We start from the raw sequence: 14,562 nt of genomic DNA on the forward strand, positions 1-14,562 counted from the left end.
TCCCGGCCGGGCTCGGGGGCCGGGCGGGAGGGGGCGGCGGGGGACCTGGGGTGCGGGGTGGTGGCGGGCGGGATGGTGACGGGCGGAGGGCCGGCCCGGCGCGTCGGCGGGTCGGGAGGGCGGGCCCGGCCCTGCTCGCGGACGTCGAGACGGCGCAGCATGCCCCGGACCCGGTCGCCGGCCTCGTCGGCGGTGTCGATGGCCTCCATGCACTGCCAGTACAGGCTCTCGTCGTCGGTGACCGAGGCCACGCCGACGAGCGCGATGCCCACCTCGCCCAGCAGCTCGCCGAGGGCGGTGAGCGCCGAGCGCGGGTCGCCCACCTCGGTGAGCCGCGCCGCGCGCGGGCCGGCGGCTCCCCACGCCGGGTACTCCCCCGCCTCGCTGAGCCCCCGCGCCTCGCCTCGCAGCTCCAGCGGTCCGCAGAGCGCGAGGTGACTTCCTATCGCCTGGGCGAGGGCCCGGGCCTGCCAGGCTTCCGCCACGATGTCGTGTGCCGTCCGGCTCTCGCCCAGCGCGTACAGCCCCGCCTGGACGAGTCGCTCCGCTTCCATCAACTCCGCCCCCGTTCGTGCGACTTGCCGTTCTCTCAGTCCACTACCCAGAGTGAGGCCGCCTGAGCCCCGGCACCAGAGGAATTCGGAAATCTGTGGACAGGCATCTCGACGGGGATGAACCGATCACTCCGAAGAGTGACGATCCGTGCTTTCGGTGCCCGACTCGTCCGTTCCGTCCCGTCTGCGGGGTGGGAAGCGGAGCTCGTTCCGGTCGATCTTGGCGGCGAGCGCGGCGAGGGGGTCGATCCCCAGCACCGTGCAGAACTGGAGGGTGTAGGCGAGGACGTCGGCCACCTCGTCGGCGACCCGGTGGGCCTTCTCCGGGTCGTCCATCACCTTCTCCGCCTGCTCGGGCGTCAACCACTGGAAGATCTCCAGGAGTTCGGCCGCCTCGACGCTGAGCGCCGCCGCCAGGTTCTTGGGCGTGTGGTAGGGCTGCCAGTCGCGCGCCGCCGCGAAGGCGGCGAGGCGGCGCTGGAGCCCCGCCACGTCGTCGTGTTCGGTGTCCGTCACGGGGTCAGGTCTACCACCGTCACCCCGGCGGTCCGCCGGGCCTGGACGGCGGCGCGCTCGCCGACCGCGCCCGCCAGCCGGATGTGGCCGTCGGCGGCGATGGCGGCGGTCAGGCCGAGGAGGGCGGCGGTCTGCCGGCCGTCGAGCCCCCGGTCGAGGTCGTCGGCGAGGAGGGTCAGGCACTGCATGGCGTCCGGGACCTCGGCGATGCGGTCCATGGCGAGGACGCCGGGGCCGGTGAGGAGGGTCAGCGCGAGGGCGAGGTAGCGGAGTTCGCCGGCGCCGAGGCGGCTGAGCGGGGTGCCGGGGCGGGCGCCCCGGGCGAGGAGGGCGCGGACGGTGCCGTCGCGGAGCTCCTGCACGCCGACGCCGGTGACGGGTCCGGCGCAGCCCGCGCCGGCGACGGCGGCGAGGCGCTGGTGGCGGCGCGGGCAGTCGGTGTGGGTGCGGTGCAGGACCTCGGCGAGGTTGGCGCAGTCGCGCAGCAGCCGGCCCTCGCCGGGGAGGACGGGGGCGCGCATCCTGTCCGGTTCGGGGGCGCAGGGGAAGAGGGAGCGGAGGCCGACGACGGCCTGTTCGGCGGCGGCGAGCACCTCGCGCTGCCCCTGGGTGGCGCCGGCCACCCGCAGCGGGAGGAGGGCGGTGCCGAGGAGGTCGTCGGGCAGCGGGGCGCGGGTGACGGGCGTGGCGCCCGCGGTGAGCCAGGCGGCCTGGACGGTGGTGCGGCCGGGGTCCCTGAGGGCGGTGGTGAGGAGGGTGCGGCCGTGGCGGGTGAGGCGTTCGCCGACGATGCGGAGTTCGGGGTGGGCCTGGACGGCGAGGTCGATCCGGACCGGGCCGACGGGGCCGTCGACGGTGCAGCCGATGCGGAAGCCCCGGCGGCCCTGGGCGTCGGGCCGGGCGCTGTCCGGGACGAGGTCGGCGGGGCGCGGGAACACCTCGCCGAGCGGCTCCCCCGCGCCGAGCCTGGCCAGCGCCTCGTACGCACCGAGGACGGTCGACTTCCCGCTGCCGCTCGGCCCGGCGAAGAGGGTCACGGGCCCGAGGGCGTACGCGGCCCGGCGCCGCCCCGCGTAGGCGGAGAGCCGCAGCTCGGTCACGGCGGGACGGGGCAGGGTGGGCGCGGCGGTGTCGGCGGCACGGTCGGTGCGGGGGGCGCTGTCGGTGGTGCCGGGGCCGGGGGCGCTGCCCGTGGTGCCGGGGCCGTCGACGTCACCCGGGCCTTCGGTACGCGAACGGCGCCGGGCCGACGGGAAACGGGTGCCGGGACGGGCGGCTGGGCCGGTGCGGGGTGCGGTACTGGTGCCGGCGCCGGGAGCGGTACTTGTGCGGGGCACGGCGCCAACGCCAGGAGCGGTGCCGGTGCCCGTGGCGGGTGCGGTGCCGGTGCCCGTGGCGGGAGCGGTGCCAGTGGCGGTGCCGGTCTCGGCGCTGGTGCGGGGTGCGGTGCCCGTGGCGGTGCCGGGCTCGGTGCCCGTGCCGGGCGTTGTGTCCGTGCCCGTGCCCGTGCCGGGGCGGGGGGCGGGGGTGCCGGCGTTCGGGCGGGGGGTCGGGGGCGTGGGCCTGGCGTCGTCCCCGCCCGGTCCCGCGTCGGAGGGCGGGGTCGGGCGGGGGCTGGGGACGGTGTTCGGGCGGGGTGCGCCCGGGGTGCGGTGGCCGGGGGTGCGGGCGAGGGCGGGGCCGCAGGTGAGGTCCATGATCGGACGGTACGCAGGGGTGGAGCTGACGAACCGTTACGTCGAGATGACCTTCCTACGATCGGGGGACTCCGGCGCGCGGTGCGCCGACGGGCTCCTCGTCCTCGTCGCCCGACGGGCCCTCGCCGGTGCTCTCGACCTCGGTCCCGGGAGGGGCGAGCAGGAACACGTTGCGGTCGACGCGGTGCATGCCGCTGCCGAGGCCGAAGACGACGCCGCTGCTGAAGTCGAGGACCCGCTTGGCGACTTCCGGGTCGGCGCTGGTGAGGTCGAGCAGGACCGGGATCTGGGCGATGAGGTACTCGGCGACCTCGCGGGCGTCGGCGAAGACCTGGACCCGCAGCACGACCATGCGGCGCTGCTCGACGGACTCGTACTGCTCGGGGATCGTGCGGTGGTCGACCCTGGACGGCCATTCGTCACGGCCGCGCAGCGGCAGGACCTGGGCCAGGCCCTCCCACTGCTCGTCGGTGACGTCGTACCTCTCGTACCTACTCATGACCCCATCCTCCCGCCCCTCACCCGTTCGGCCCAACAACGACACGGGTGAACGGCCCCGGGACGCGGACCGCCGGCGCCGAAGGTGCGGGTGTACGGGATGCGGTGGGCGGCGAGCGCGCGGCGGGTGGCGTCGGCGCGGGCCTCGGCGCCGGGGGCGGCCGGGTCGTGGAGCACGCCGGCGACCGAACCGCTGTGGGAGATCTGGACGCCGACGGCGCCGGTGCGGCGGGCCAGGGCGACGAGCGCCTCGAAGTCCGGGTGCCGCAGCACGCGTTGGGCGCGGCGGGCGCTGGCGGTGGCGACCCGGCCGACGAGCCCGGCGTCGCCGTCGGCGACGGCGCGGCGGAGCAGGTCGCGCAGGAGGGCGTAGGCCCGGAGTTCGGTGCCGGTGGCGGCCGGGACGGGCAGGGCGAGGGTGTCGACGGGTTCGCCGCCGCCGAGGAGGCAGCCGACGACGAGGAGCGGCGGCAGCGCGGGCCCGAGGACTTCGAGGACACGGCCCTCACGCTGGGCGAAGAGCACGGGCCGCTCGTCGAGCATGAGGGGGTCGCTGGCGCCTTCGGCGCGGACGGCGAGCCCGGCGGTGGTGCCGGGGTCGAGACGGATCCCGTACGCGTCGGCGACGGCGCGCACGGCGGCGAGGACGTCGCTGGTGGAGCTGCCCATGCCGAGCCCGAGCGGCACGGAACCGGTGAGGCGCAGCGTGCCGCCGCGGGCGGGGCGGCCGGTGCGGGCCGCGCAGACGGCGACGGCGAGCCGGGCGGCGCGTGCGGCCTTCGTCCGCCCGGCGGGCACGACTGCGACCGCGTCGGCCGGCGCGTCGGGGCTCGGCGTGAACTCGGCGCGCGTGCCGGGACCGTCCAGGGGCAGCGTGACGAGACCGGCCCGCGGCCGCCCGCCGCCGTCGGCGAAGACCCCCTGCAGCAGCTCTCCGTGATGGGCGGCGGCGTGACCGGTGCCGGGGGTGGGGGCCGGGGCGGACATGCTCGTGGTCACGAAGAAGAGTGTCACCTTCGCCCGGCGCGTGCCCGTGCGCGGGGGGATGCTTCCGGGAAGCGGTGGTACGGCTCCGAGGGTCGTCGCCCAGCCCCGGGCGACGCCCCTCGGCGCACCGCGCGGGGGCCTCCGGCCCGGACCGGGGCTGGGGGCGAGGGCAGTTCACGGACCGCGCCGCTCAAGGCCTCCGGCCGGGTCCGGCACCGGGCCGGGGTGCACGGGCACCGCGTGGGGCCCTCCGGCTCAGGGCCGGGACGTGCGGGCAGGGCGCCGGATCCGTCCGGCGGGGGCGGGGGTACGCGGGGGCCCGCGCGAGACCCACCGGCCCCGGGCCGCCCGGGGCCGGGAGGGGACCCACAGGCGCGGCGCGCCCTCCGGGCCGCCCGGCACACGGCTGGGCGAGGCGGGTACACGGGCGCCCCTCAAGCCCCCTCCCGCCCCGGGCGGCCCGGGGTGGGAGGGGGTGCTGTGGCGGCGCGTGGGGGTCAGGTGGCGGGCCACCAGGGGTGGGGTTCGGTGGTGTGCCTGATGTAGAGGAGGGCGTCCGTGGTGGGCAGGTGGGTGGGGTCCAGGGGGGCGTAGCCGTGCCAGGGGGAGGTGCGGGGTGGGGGTGGTGTGGTGCCGAGTGCGTGGGTCAGGAGGCGGGTGTCCACCAGGTGGTGGGGGGCGGGGAGGGTGTGCAGGAGTCCTTCCACCGTGTCGGGGGGCGGGGCCTGGACCCCGCGGTGGCGGAGGGTGCCCAGGGCGGTGGCGACGAAGGCGTACTCCCGGCCCAGGCGGGCGGCGGCGATCGCGCCCGCGCCCCACCGCTCGACCGGGCGCTCCCCCATCCGCATAGTGCTCCGTTCGCGCTGGAGGTGGGTGTTGTGGGCGTGGGCGAGGACGAGGCCGTCGGCGGCGAGGGCGAGGAGGTTGCCCGTCGTCCGGCGGATCCGCGCGGCGGGCGACACCCGGGCGCTGGAGGCGGCCCTCGACGAGTGGCGCGGCCGGGTCGCCGCCAGGGGGCGGGCGATGCTGACGGCCGCCGCGCTGCTCTCGGACTACCTGGCGCTGGAGGAGGCGGCGTCCGCCGCCGGGTGACGGTGGTAGGCCTTGTTGGCGATCCGCCAGGTGTCGCCGGTGCGGACCAGCAGGAAGACGTCGGTGAAGGTGTCCGGGCCGTGGCGGAGGGTCATGGTGGCGGTCGCGACGGTGCCGTGGACGTCCACGGTGTCGACGCGCCGGGACCGGGTCGCCTCGTCGGGGGCCGGGCGGCCCTGGAAGAGGGCGCAGTACTCGTCCAGCGGCCAGGTGACGAAGGCCGAGTCCCTGATCCCCTCGATGTGGGCGGTGGGCAGGAACGCCTCGCGGAAGTGGCGGGGATCGCCGGTGGCGTGGCCCCGGGCGTAGGCGCGGAGCGGGGCGAGGAGCGCGTCCGGCACGGCGGGGGCCGTGGCGGCGACGGCGATGTCCGCGTCGGACGCGGCCCCGGGGGTGCCGAACGGGGCCGTACCGCCCCGCAGCGGGAGCCGCGAGGCCTCCGCGAGGAGGGCCAGGTCCTTGGCCAGCGCGCCGACCGTGAACTCGGCCGTGGCCGGGGGCGGGCCGTCGAGGAGATAGGGGCGCTTGCCGGCGACCAGGCCGCCGAGCCGGCCGCGTTCGAGGACGTCCAGGGCCCGGTCGCGGGGCAGGCCGAGCGCGTCGGCCTGGTGCAGGGCGTCGCGCAGGGCGAGGACGGCGCCGGCAAGGCTGTGGTTGGCGACCAGCTTGAGCGCGGCGGCGGTGGCGGCGCCGTCCACGGACCGTACGGTGCCGAGCGCTTCGAGCACCGGTCGCACCCGGTCGAGCGCGGCCGGTTCCTCGGCGGCGGCGAGGAACGTCAGCGCGCCGGCGGCGACGGCCGGCACGGAGCCGAGGACGGGCGCGTGGACGTACGCGGGGCCCGGGCGCCGGGCCAGCGCGGCGGCCTCGTCGGGGGCGATCGTGGCGGTGTTGACGACGACGGCGTCCGCGCGCAGCGCGCCGTCGACGGCGTCGAGCACCTCCCGGCAGGCCGCCCCGTCGAAGAGCGCGAGGAGGACGACGTCGGCGCCCGCCACGGCCTCCTTCGCGTCGGGGACCGTCGCGAAACCGCCCGGCGCGCGGTCCTCCCGCGGCCGGCCCTCCCCCGTCCGTCCCTTCTGCGGCCCGTCCGAACGTGGTCCGTCCGAGCGTGGTCCGCCCGAGCGCGTCCAGCCGGTCACGTCCGCGCCCGTCTCGGCGAGTCGGGTGGCGATCGCGGTGCCCATCCGTCCCAGTCCGAGGACGGCGATGGTCTGTGGTGGCGTCATGGGGCCATGATCGCGCCCCCGCGAGCCCTGCGACAAGCGCAGGTCTCGCAGGGCAGCCCTGCGGACGGCGCATGGCTCCCGGCATACTGGCGTCCATGGATCTGGCGGTGTGGCGGAGTTTCGTGACCGTGTGCCGGCTCGGTTCGCTGTCCGCGGCGGCGGCCGAGTTGCACCACACGCAGTCGGCCGTCTCCCGGCAGATCGCCGGCCTTGAGCGGCAGCTCGGCGTGGCGCTGATGGAGCGTCACGCGCGGGGCGTGCGCCCGACGGCGGCCGGGGAGGTGTTCCGGCGGCACGCCCTGGCCACGCTCGACGAGGCCGACCGGGCCCTGAGCGCCGTCCGGGCCGTCCGGGACGGGGCGGGTGAGCGGCCGCTGGCCCTCGGGGCCACGCCCTCGCTGGCGGCGGGAATCGTCCCCGAGGCGGTGCGGGCGCTCCTCGACGGGGCCGGTCCGCTGCGCTGGAGTCTGCGCCCCGGGCCGAGCGCCGCCCTGCACGAGCGGGTGCTCGCGGGGGAGCTCGACCTCGCGGTCGTCACCGACGCGCCGCCGGGGCTGCCGCACGCGCCGCGGCTCGTACGCCACTTCCTGGGTCTCGACGAGATGGTCGTCGCGCTGCCCGCCGGGCATCCCCGTGCGGGCGGCGGGCCCGTGGACATCGGCGGGCTCGCCGGGGAGACGTGGGCGGAGGACGACGACGGCTCGGCGGCGCTGCTGCGCCAGCACGCCGCCCGCGCCGGGGCCACCGTCCGCGTCGGCCTCGCCGCCGCGGACCTCCCCGGGAAGCTCGCCCTCGTGGCGACCGGTCACGCCATCGCCCTGATTCCGGGGGTCCTGACCCGGGCGCTGCGCCCGGACGTCACCACGGCGCGGCTCGTCGCCGCCCCGACGCGCGGGATCTACGCGATCGCCCCGCGCCGGGACGCCCACCCCTCGGTCGGGCCGCTCCTCGGGCATCTCGGCGCGGCCTTCGCCTGACGCGGACGCGGACGCGGCGTCAGCGGCCGACGGCGCCGTCGAGTCGTTCGCGGATGATGTCGGCGTGGCCGGCGTGCCGGGCGGTCTCCTCGATCATGTGGACGAGCACCCAGCGCATCGACCGGACGACGCCGTCCTTGCCCGCCGGGCGGGCGCACGGGGCGCTCAGGTCGGCGCAGGCGCCGGCGATCTCGTTCGAGCGGGCGACGGCCTCGCGATAGGCGGCGAGGAGGTTCTCCTCGCCGTCGTCCGGGCCGAGCCGCATGCTCAGGTCGGGGTGCGGGACGTCGGCGCCCTCGAAGGCCCAGACGAACCAGTAGCGTTCCGCCGCCGTGAGATGTCTGACCAGTCCGTACAGGCTGGTGCCGGAGGGGACGGCCGCGGTGCGGCCCCGGGCGTCGTCGAGGCCGCGGGCCTTCGCGGCGACCGCGTCCCTGAGGTAGTCCAGGAAGGCGAGCAGGGTCGCCTTCTCGTCCGGGCCCTCACCGGGGGGACCGGTGTCGGGCCGTGGGGGTGTGTCCGTCACGCGGAGGTCCTTCGCCGCTCGGTGGTGGGGTGGGGCCGCCGGTCCGCTCCCCCGCACATGGGAGCGGACCGGCGGCCGGTCCGGGGAGGGTGGGTCAGATCACGCCCTGGTCGAGCATGGCCGCCGCGACGCGCTCGAAGCCGGCGATGTTGGCGCCGGCGACGTTGTCGCCGGGGGTGCCGTAGCGGTCGGCGGTCTCGACGCAGGTGCGGTGGATGTCGCGCATGATGGTGGCGAGCTCCTGCTCGACCTGCGCGAAGTCCCAGGAGACGCGTCCGGCGTTCTGCCGCATCTCCAGGGCGGAGGTCGCCACGCCGCCCGCGTTGGCGGCCTTGCCGGGGCCGAAGGCGACGCCGGCCTCCTGGAGGACGCGGACCGCCTTCGGGGTGACGGGCATGTTGGCGCCCTCGGAGACGGCCTTGACGCCGTTGCGTACGAGGGTGAGCGCGGCGTTCTCGTCCAGCTCGTTCTGGGTCGCCGAGGGGAGGGCGATGTCCACGGGGACGTCCCACACGCTGCCGCCGGCGACGAAGCGGGCGGCGCCGCCGCGCCGTTCGGCGTACGCGGAGATCCGGCCGCGCTCGACCTCCTTGATCTGCTTGAGCAGGGCCACGTCGATGCCCTTCTCGTCGACGACGTAGCCGCTGGAGTCGGAGGCGGTGAGGACGTGGGCGCCCAGCGCCTGGGCCTTCTCGATGGAGTAGAGGGCGACGTTGCCGGAGCCGGAGACGCCGACCTGCAGGCCCTCCAGGTCCTGGCCGCGGTGGCGCAGCATCTCGGCGGTGAACAGGACGTTGCCGTAGCCGGTGGCCTCGGCGCGGGCCTGCGAGCCGCCCCAGCCGGTGCCCTTGCCGGTGAGGACGCCGGCCTCCCAGCGGTTGGTGATGCGGCGGTACTGGCCGAAGAGGTAGCCGATCTCCCGGCCGCCGACGCCGATGTCGCCCGCGGGGACGTCGGTGTGCTCGCCGAGGTGGCGGTGGAGCTCGGTCATGAACGACTGGCAGAAGCGCATGACCTCCGCGTCCGAGCGGCCGCGCGGGTCGAAGTCGCTGCCGCCCTTGCCGCCGCCGATGCCGAGGCCGGTCAGCGCGTTCTTGAAGATCTGCTCGAAGCCGAGGAACTTGATGATGCCGAGGTTCACCGAGGGGTGGAAGCGCAGGCCGCCCTTGTAGGGGCCGAGGGCGCTGTTGAACTCGACGCGGAAGCCGCGGTTCACCCGGACGGTTCCGGAGTCGTCCACCCATGGGACGCGGAACATCACCTGCCGCTCCGGTTCCACGAGGCGCTCGACCAGCTTGGCGGTGGCGTACTCGGGGCGGGCGACGAGCACGGGGCCGAGGGATTCGAGGACCTCACGGGCGGCCTGGTGGAACTCGGCCTCGCCGGGGTTGCGCCGCAGGATCTCGTCGTACAGGGATTCCAGCTGAGGGGTCAGAGCGGTCATGGGATCCGTAAGCCTTTCGGGAGGAAGTCGTCGTGCCGGGTGGTGCGGTACCCCGTGCGGGCGCCGGCCGGCTCCCGTCGGCCCCGGGCGGGGACGGCCGGATGGCGCTCGGCGCGCAGGGAGTCGTAGTAGGAGAGCGCCGTGGAGAGCGCGGGAGCGGGGACGCCGCCCCGGGCCGCCGTGGCGACGACGCCGCGCCAGCCGCGCTGCGCCGCGGCGAACTCGCGGGTGAACGCGGCGTCGGCCGGGAAGCAGGGCACGGCGCGGCCGGACCCGTGGGCGCCGGAGATCCGGTCGAGGAAGGGCGCCGGGACGAGGGAGTCGTCCCCCCAGAGGGAGGAGACGACGCCGAGGTCGATGTCCCAGTCGTAGGCGCCGTTCGCCTCCACGATCCGGTGCCAGCCCTGGGCCCACACCACGACCTTGGAGGCGTACAGCGCCTGTTCCACCTCGCGGACGAACCCGTCGGGGTCGGCGAGGTGCCGTCCGATGGGCTCGGGTCCGGGCAGCCGGCGGGCGGCCCGGTGCCAGGCGGCGAGGCCGGACAGCGCCTGGTCGAACACCGCCGCGGCGATGTTCGCGACGGGGACGTCGGCGTCCTGGGCGCTCCGGGCGACGCGGCGCCCGGAACCCCCCGGCGGCTCCTCGGGCCGGCCGTCCGGTCCTCCGTCCTCCCGGTCGTCGTCCGCGCCGGTGGCGTCGGTGCGGGCGAGGAGGTCGGTGGTGATCTCCGTGAAGTGGGCGCCGAGCCGGCCGCCGCCCCACCGCCCGAAGACGTCCGCGATGCGCGCCGGCGAGAAGCCGCCGATGCCGCGGAGCAGGTCGTACGCCTCCGCGGTCAGTTCCACGGTGGCGTGGGCGATGCCGTCGTGCACCATCTTCACGAAGTGGCCCGCGCCGTCGGGACCTACGCGCGTCGCGGCGGGGCGGCCGTCGGAGGTGCGCGTGGCGATCGTCTCCAGGACCGGGCCGACGACCTCGTACGCCTCCGGGGAGCCGCCGACCGTGATGCTGGGGCCGTACAGCGTCTTCTCCTCGCCCCCGGAGATTCCGGCTCCGACGAAGTGGATGCCGTGCTCCCCCAGTTCGGCCTCGCGGCGGCGGGTGTCGGCGAAGTGCGCGTCGCCGCCGTCGACGAGGAGGTCACCGGGTTCGAGGAGCGGGGCGAACGCGGCGATGACGGAGTCGGTCGCCTCCCCGGGGCGGACCGTGATCAGGAGCCGTCTGGGCCGCTCCAGGGAGGAGAGGAGCTCGCGCGCGGTCCGGGCGGGGAGGAAGGTGCCCTCGTGCCCGAACGCGTCGACGAGCCCCCGGGTCCGGTCGGCGGTCCGGCTGTGCACGGCGACCGCGTAGCCGCGACGGGCCAGGTTGCGGGCGAGGTTGCGTCCGGTCGCCGCGAGGCCGATGACGCCGATCTGGGCGGTCGAGGGCATGGCGAAGCTCTCCCTTCTGCATGGGTGGGTCGTGGACACGTCGTGGATGCGCCGTCGGGGCGCCGTGGGAACGCCGTGGTGCGGCTGCCCCACTCCGTGTCGCCGGACGTCGCACGCGACGTCGGCCGGGCAGCCGCACCGTTAGAACCCTGGACCGTTCCCGTTGATTCCCGGGAGGGTCAGCCGGCGAGAGAAACTTTTCGCAGGGGCGTGACCTCGATCTCCGCGCGGATCACGTCCTTGCGCACGGGCGCCGAACCGAGCACCTCGCGCTGCAACATCTGGACCTCCGGGGAGGGTTCGAGCCCCAGCTCCTCGTTCAGGAGGCGCCGCAGGTTCTGGTACGCCTGGAGCGCCTCGGCGCGCCGGCCCGCCTGGGACAGGGCGCGGATCAGCTGGCCGTGGAACCACTCGTTCAGCGGGTAGTCCTGGACCCGCATGCGCAGTTCGGGGATCGTCTCCCGGTAGCGGCCGAGGCGGTGCTCGGTCTCGATGCGCAACTCCAGTGCCCTGATGCGCAGTTCCTCGACGTGCGAGATGGCGGACGCGAGCACCTCGCCGGTCCGCACGGTCGACAGGACCGGGCCGCGCCACAGGGCGAGGGCCTCACGGAGCCGAGCGGACGCGCCCTGGACGGAACCGAGTTCGAGGTCCTCCTGGGCCTGGTTGATCAGCCCCTCGAAGACGAGGAGGTCGATCTCGTCCGCCTCGACCTCGGCGACGTACCCGCGCGAACGGGTGGTCACGATCTGACGGTTGGCCGGTATCCCACACTCGCTCACCAGCATGCGGCGGGCGTGGTAGACGTACGTCTGGAGTGTCGTCTGAGCGCTTCGAGGCGGATGGGCACCCCACAGCTCCCGTATGAGAGCTTCGGATGCCACGACCTCGTTGGGCCTGGTGAGGAGCAGGGCGAGCGTCTGACAGACCTTCGGCGTACCCGGTCGATGGACGCGACCGTCGTCCGTGATGATCTCGAAAGGGCCTAAGAGGTTGAATCGCACTCCGCACACTCCTTCCCGGCACTTTTGGCGCCGGCCTCACTGCGTCGACGTGGCTGAGTTCACCCTAGGCAGATGGCCTGTCACGGAGCCAACAAACAACAAGGAAGTGTCAAGTGTTGATTTTCACCTAACAAGAAGAGGGGGCGCGACATCGACTGGACATGCTTTCGAGGCGGTTCCCGGACGATGGACATGTGCTCACAAAGTCGATCTCCCCAGACCTTTTCCGTGCCGCCCTGTCCCACTGGACCAGTGGAGTCACCGTCGTGACCACGTCGGATCCGGCGGGCGCCCACCACGGCTTCACCGCGAGCGCCTTCTCGTCGGTGTCCCTGGATCCCGCCCTCGTCCTGGTGTGCCTGGACAACAGGGCGAACTGCTACGAGGCCTTCGACCAGTCGTCGGGCTTCGTGGTGCACGTCCTCGCCGAGGGCCAGGAGGACCTCGCCGGGCACTTCGCCCGCAAGGGGGCGGACAAGTTCGCCGGGCTCGGGGTGGACCTGTCCCCCTCCGGGCTGCCGCTGCTGCCGGACGCCCTGGTCCGGATGGAGTGCCGGACCGAACGCCGTATACCGGCCGGCGACCACCTGATCCTCATCGGCGAGGTGATGGAGGCGCAGACCGGGGACGGCGACCCGCTGGTCTACTACCGGAGCAACTTCCGCCGACTCGCCGACGGGAGCCGGGCCTAGAGCCTCCGGCATCCCCCTGGAGCCCATGGAAAGAAGGGGGTCGCAGCGAAGACGCCGCGACCCCCTTCCTCATGTCCCGACGGCCTCAGGAAGCGCCGCCCTTGAGGAGCACCGGCAGCTCGCCGTGCCCGTTGGAGATGAAGGAGCCGAGGGGCGGGATGGACGCGGCCGGCCGGGCCAGGGCCAGGTCCGGGAAGCGCTCGAAGAGCGCGGGGAGCGCGATGGACGCCTCCAGGCGGGCCAGCGGCGCGCCCACGCAGTGGTGGACGCCGTGGCCGAAGGCGACGTGGTCGCGCCGGGTGGGCCGGGTGATGTCGAACTCGTCGGCGGTCTCGCCGTGCGTGTGGGGGTCGCGGCCGGCGGCCCCGAAGGAGATGAGGATCGGGTCGCCCTTCGGGATGACGACGTCGCCGAGGTCGATGTCCTCGACGGCGTACCGCATGGGCAGGTTGACCAGCGGGGCCTCCAGGCGGAGGGTCTCCTCGACGACGTCCTCCCAGTTCGCCTCGCCGGAGCGCACGAGCGCGAACTGCTCGGGGTGCGTCAGCAGGGCGTAGACCGCGTGGTCGAGGAGGTTCACGGTCGTCTCGTGTCCCGCGGTGAACATCAGCAGGATGGTGTCGACGAGTTCGCGCTCGGTGAGGCCCTGGCCGCCGTCCTCGTCGCGGGCGCCGATGAGGCCGGTGATCAGGTCGTCGTCCGGATCCGCCCGCTTGACCTCGACGATCTCGGCGAGCAGGGCGTACACCTCGGCCTCGTTGCGCTGGGCGTCCTCGGCCGAGGCGCTGGTGTCGAAGAGGTTGTGGATGACGTCCAGCAGCCGGTCGCGCAGGTCGTCCGGGATGCCGAGCAGTTCGGAGATGACGTACGTGGGCAGCGGGTAGGCGAACTCCGCCCGCAGGTCGACCGTGCCGTCCTCGGCGAGCGCGGCCAGCCGGTCCAGGAGGGTGTGCGTCAGCTCCTCGATCCGCGGGCGCAGGAGGGCGGTGCGGCGGGCGGTGAACGCCTTGGCGACGAGCTTGCGCAGGCGCTTGTGGTCGTCCCCGTAGGCCGTGATCATGTTGCGGTCCGCGACCCACATGGCGAGCGACCAGGTCTGCGCGAGCTCGCTCTCGCCGTTGCCCCAGGCGGGCCAGTGCTGGTACGTGTCGCGGGACACGCGCGGGTCGGTGAGCAGGTCCTTGACGAGCTGGTGGTCGGTGACCGTCCAGACGACCACGCCGCCCGGCAGCTCGGTCTGGGTCGCACGGCCTCTCGCTCTGAGCAGCCGGCCCTCGGCGTGGACGTCCGAGCCGGTCGGGTCTATGGCAAAGGGGCACTGCATGCCGCTCATCTTTCTGGCCTCGCTCACATGGGGGAAAGGGGACGGCCCCCGGAAGGAAGAAACGTTTCGTCTGGGTAGTCGAAGCGCTTCTCCTCCGGGGGCCGTCTAGGGGTCTCACCGTGGTTCCGGGCGGGGGAACCCGGAACCACGGCGTGTCTTACGCCGTCGGCAGCTCGTCGGCGAGCGGACGGTCGACCGCCATGATCCAACGGTTCTCACCCACGCGACGCATCACGTCGGTGCAGGTGCCGTTGATCACGGTGCGCTCGCCGTCCTCACCGGTGAGCTCCAGCTCGAACTCGACGAACACGAGCGAGACGTCGCCCGCGACGTAGTTGTTCGTCACGCGCGAGTCGAGCTTCGGTCCTGTCTTCAGCAGGTCGATGATGCCCTGCTTCCGCTCGGCGCCCGTGAGAGGCTTTCCGGTCAGATTCGAAATGGCGTCATCCCGGTACAGCGCGTCGAAGATGGCGCCGTCACCCGAGTTGAAGGCGTCGATGAACGCCTGGTTCTGCTGCTCGACGTCGTCGGTGAGGACCAGGTTCTTCAGGTCCGAGGTGGTCGTCATGGCGGTGAGGTACTCCTGTTT

General features: G+C 74.6%; 14 protein-coding genes and 2 pseudogenes. 3 read left to right on the forward strand and 13 right to left on the reverse strand.

What is annotated here, in order from left to right; translation table 11 throughout:
- Positions 1–125: 125 nt before the first annotated feature.
- The 6 genes and pseudogenes from ABZ621_RS16710 to ABZ621_RS16735 all read right to left on the reverse strand — a co-directional run.
- Positions 126–554, reverse strand: a pseudogene (locus ABZ621_RS16710) (DUF6099 family protein); the annotation flags it as partial.
- A 126-nt stretch (positions 555–680) separates the two neighbouring features.
- Positions 681–1,070, reverse strand: coding sequence for a nucleotide pyrophosphohydrolase (locus ABZ621_RS16715; RefSeq protein WP_360605021.1), 390 nt, complete (start codon positions 1,068–1,070; stop codon positions 681–683).
- A complete protein-coding gene (locus ABZ621_RS16720; protein ID WP_360605125.1) occupies positions 1,067–2,185 on the reverse strand; it encodes an ATP-binding protein in 1,119 nt (372 codons plus the stop codon). Before ABZ621_RS16720 ends, ABZ621_RS16715 begins: the two co-directional genes overlap by 4 nt.
- Positions 2,186–2,822: 637 nt before the next feature.
- Positions 2,823–3,266 carry a cell division protein SepF gene (locus ABZ621_RS16725; RefSeq protein ID WP_360605023.1) on the reverse strand — a complete coding sequence of 148 codons (444 nt, stop codon included), beginning with the start codon at positions 3,264–3,266 and terminating at the stop codon, positions 2,823–2,825.
- Positions 3,263–4,264, reverse strand: a complete 1,002-nt coding sequence (locus tag ABZ621_RS16730; RefSeq protein ID WP_360605025.1) for a GHMP kinase — start codon at positions 4,262–4,264, stop codon at positions 3,263–3,265. Before ABZ621_RS16730 ends, ABZ621_RS16725 begins: the two co-directional genes overlap by 4 nt.
- A gap of 485 nt (positions 4,265–4,749) precedes the next feature.
- A pseudogene (locus tag ABZ621_RS16735) lies at positions 4,750–5,178 on the reverse strand (erythromycin esterase family protein); the annotation flags it as partial.
- Between ABZ621_RS16735 and ABZ621_RS16740 the strand changes: the two are divergent.
- A complete protein-coding gene (locus ABZ621_RS16740; protein ID WP_360605027.1) occupies positions 5,177–5,344 on the forward strand; it encodes a hypothetical protein in 168 nt (55 codons plus the stop codon). The pseudogene ABZ621_RS16735 and the gene ABZ621_RS16740 sit on opposite strands and share 2 nt — an antisense overlap.
- On the opposite strand, the gene ABZ621_RS16745 is transcribed toward ABZ621_RS16740, so the two are convergent.
- Complete coding sequence (locus ABZ621_RS16745) at positions 5,305–6,573, reverse strand: nuclear transport factor 2 family protein (protein WP_360605029.1); 1,269 nt, start codon at positions 6,571–6,573, stop codon at positions 5,305–5,307. The two genes, ABZ621_RS16740 and ABZ621_RS16745, sit on opposite strands and share 40 nt — an antisense overlap.
- A 95-nt stretch (positions 6,574–6,668) precedes the next feature.
- Here ABZ621_RS16745 and ABZ621_RS16750 point away from each other — a divergent pair, with 95 nt between their 5' ends.
- Positions 6,669–7,550 carry a LysR family transcriptional regulator gene (locus ABZ621_RS16750; RefSeq protein ID WP_360605031.1) on the forward strand — a complete coding sequence of 294 codons (882 nt, stop codon included), beginning with the start codon at positions 6,669–6,671 and terminating at the stop codon, positions 7,548–7,550.
- A 19-nt stretch (positions 7,551–7,569) separates the two neighbouring features.
- On the opposite strand, the gene ABZ621_RS16755 is transcribed toward ABZ621_RS16750, so the two are convergent.
- From ABZ621_RS16755 to ABZ621_RS16770, 4 genes are all read right to left on the reverse strand, one after another.
- The gene (locus ABZ621_RS16755) at positions 7,570–8,076 is read right to left on the reverse strand and encodes a DinB family protein (RefSeq protein WP_360605033.1); all 507 of its coding nucleotides are present in this window, start codon (positions 8,074–8,076) and stop codon (positions 7,570–7,572) included.
- 94 nt (positions 8,077–8,170) lie between these two features.
- The gene (gdhA, locus tag ABZ621_RS16760; RefSeq protein ID WP_360605035.1) at positions 8,171–9,520 is read right to left on the reverse strand and encodes an NADP-specific glutamate dehydrogenase; all 1,350 of its coding nucleotides are present in this window, start codon (positions 9,518–9,520) and stop codon (positions 8,171–8,173) included.
- The gene (gene gndA, locus ABZ621_RS16765) at positions 9,517–10,953 is read right to left on the reverse strand and encodes an NADP-dependent phosphogluconate dehydrogenase (RefSeq protein ID WP_360605037.1); all 1,437 of its coding nucleotides are present in this window, start codon (positions 10,951–10,953) and stop codon (positions 9,517–9,519) included. The genes gdhA and gndA overlap by 4 nt, the downstream gene beginning before the upstream one ends.
- A gap of 179 nt (positions 10,954–11,132) precedes the next feature.
- On the reverse strand, positions 11,133–11,966 hold the full coding sequence (locus ABZ621_RS16770) for an AfsR/SARP family transcriptional regulator (protein ID WP_360605039.1): 834 nt from the start codon (positions 11,964–11,966) through the stop codon (positions 11,133–11,135).
- A gap of 152 nt (positions 11,967–12,118) precedes the next feature.
- On the opposite strand from ABZ621_RS16770, the gene ABZ621_RS16775 reads away from it, so the two are divergent.
- Positions 12,119–12,649, forward strand: a complete 531-nt coding sequence (locus ABZ621_RS16775; protein WP_360605041.1) for a flavin reductase family protein — start codon at positions 12,119–12,121, stop codon at positions 12,647–12,649.
- A gap of 85 nt (positions 12,650–12,734) precedes the next feature.
- Here ABZ621_RS16775 and ABZ621_RS16780 read toward each other — a convergent pair whose 3' ends face one another.
- Both ABZ621_RS16780 and ABZ621_RS16785 read right to left on the reverse strand, forming a co-directional pair.
- The gene (locus tag ABZ621_RS16780; RefSeq protein WP_360605043.1) at positions 12,735–13,973 is read right to left on the reverse strand and encodes a cytochrome P450; all 1,239 of its coding nucleotides are present in this window, start codon (positions 13,971–13,973) and stop codon (positions 12,735–12,737) included.
- Positions 13,974–14,130: 157 nt separating this feature from the next.
- Positions 14,131–14,541: a nuclear transport factor 2 family protein gene (locus ABZ621_RS16785; RefSeq protein ID WP_169089101.1), complete on the reverse strand. Its 411-nt coding sequence runs from the start codon at positions 14,539–14,541 to the stop codon at positions 14,131–14,133.
- Between the last annotated feature and the right edge of the window lie 21 nt (positions 14,542–14,562).

This window comes from Streptomyces sp. NPDC007863 (genome assembly GCF_040633895.1).
Taxonomy (GTDB): Bacteria; Actinomycetota; Actinomycetes; order Streptomycetales; family Streptomycetaceae; genus Streptomyces.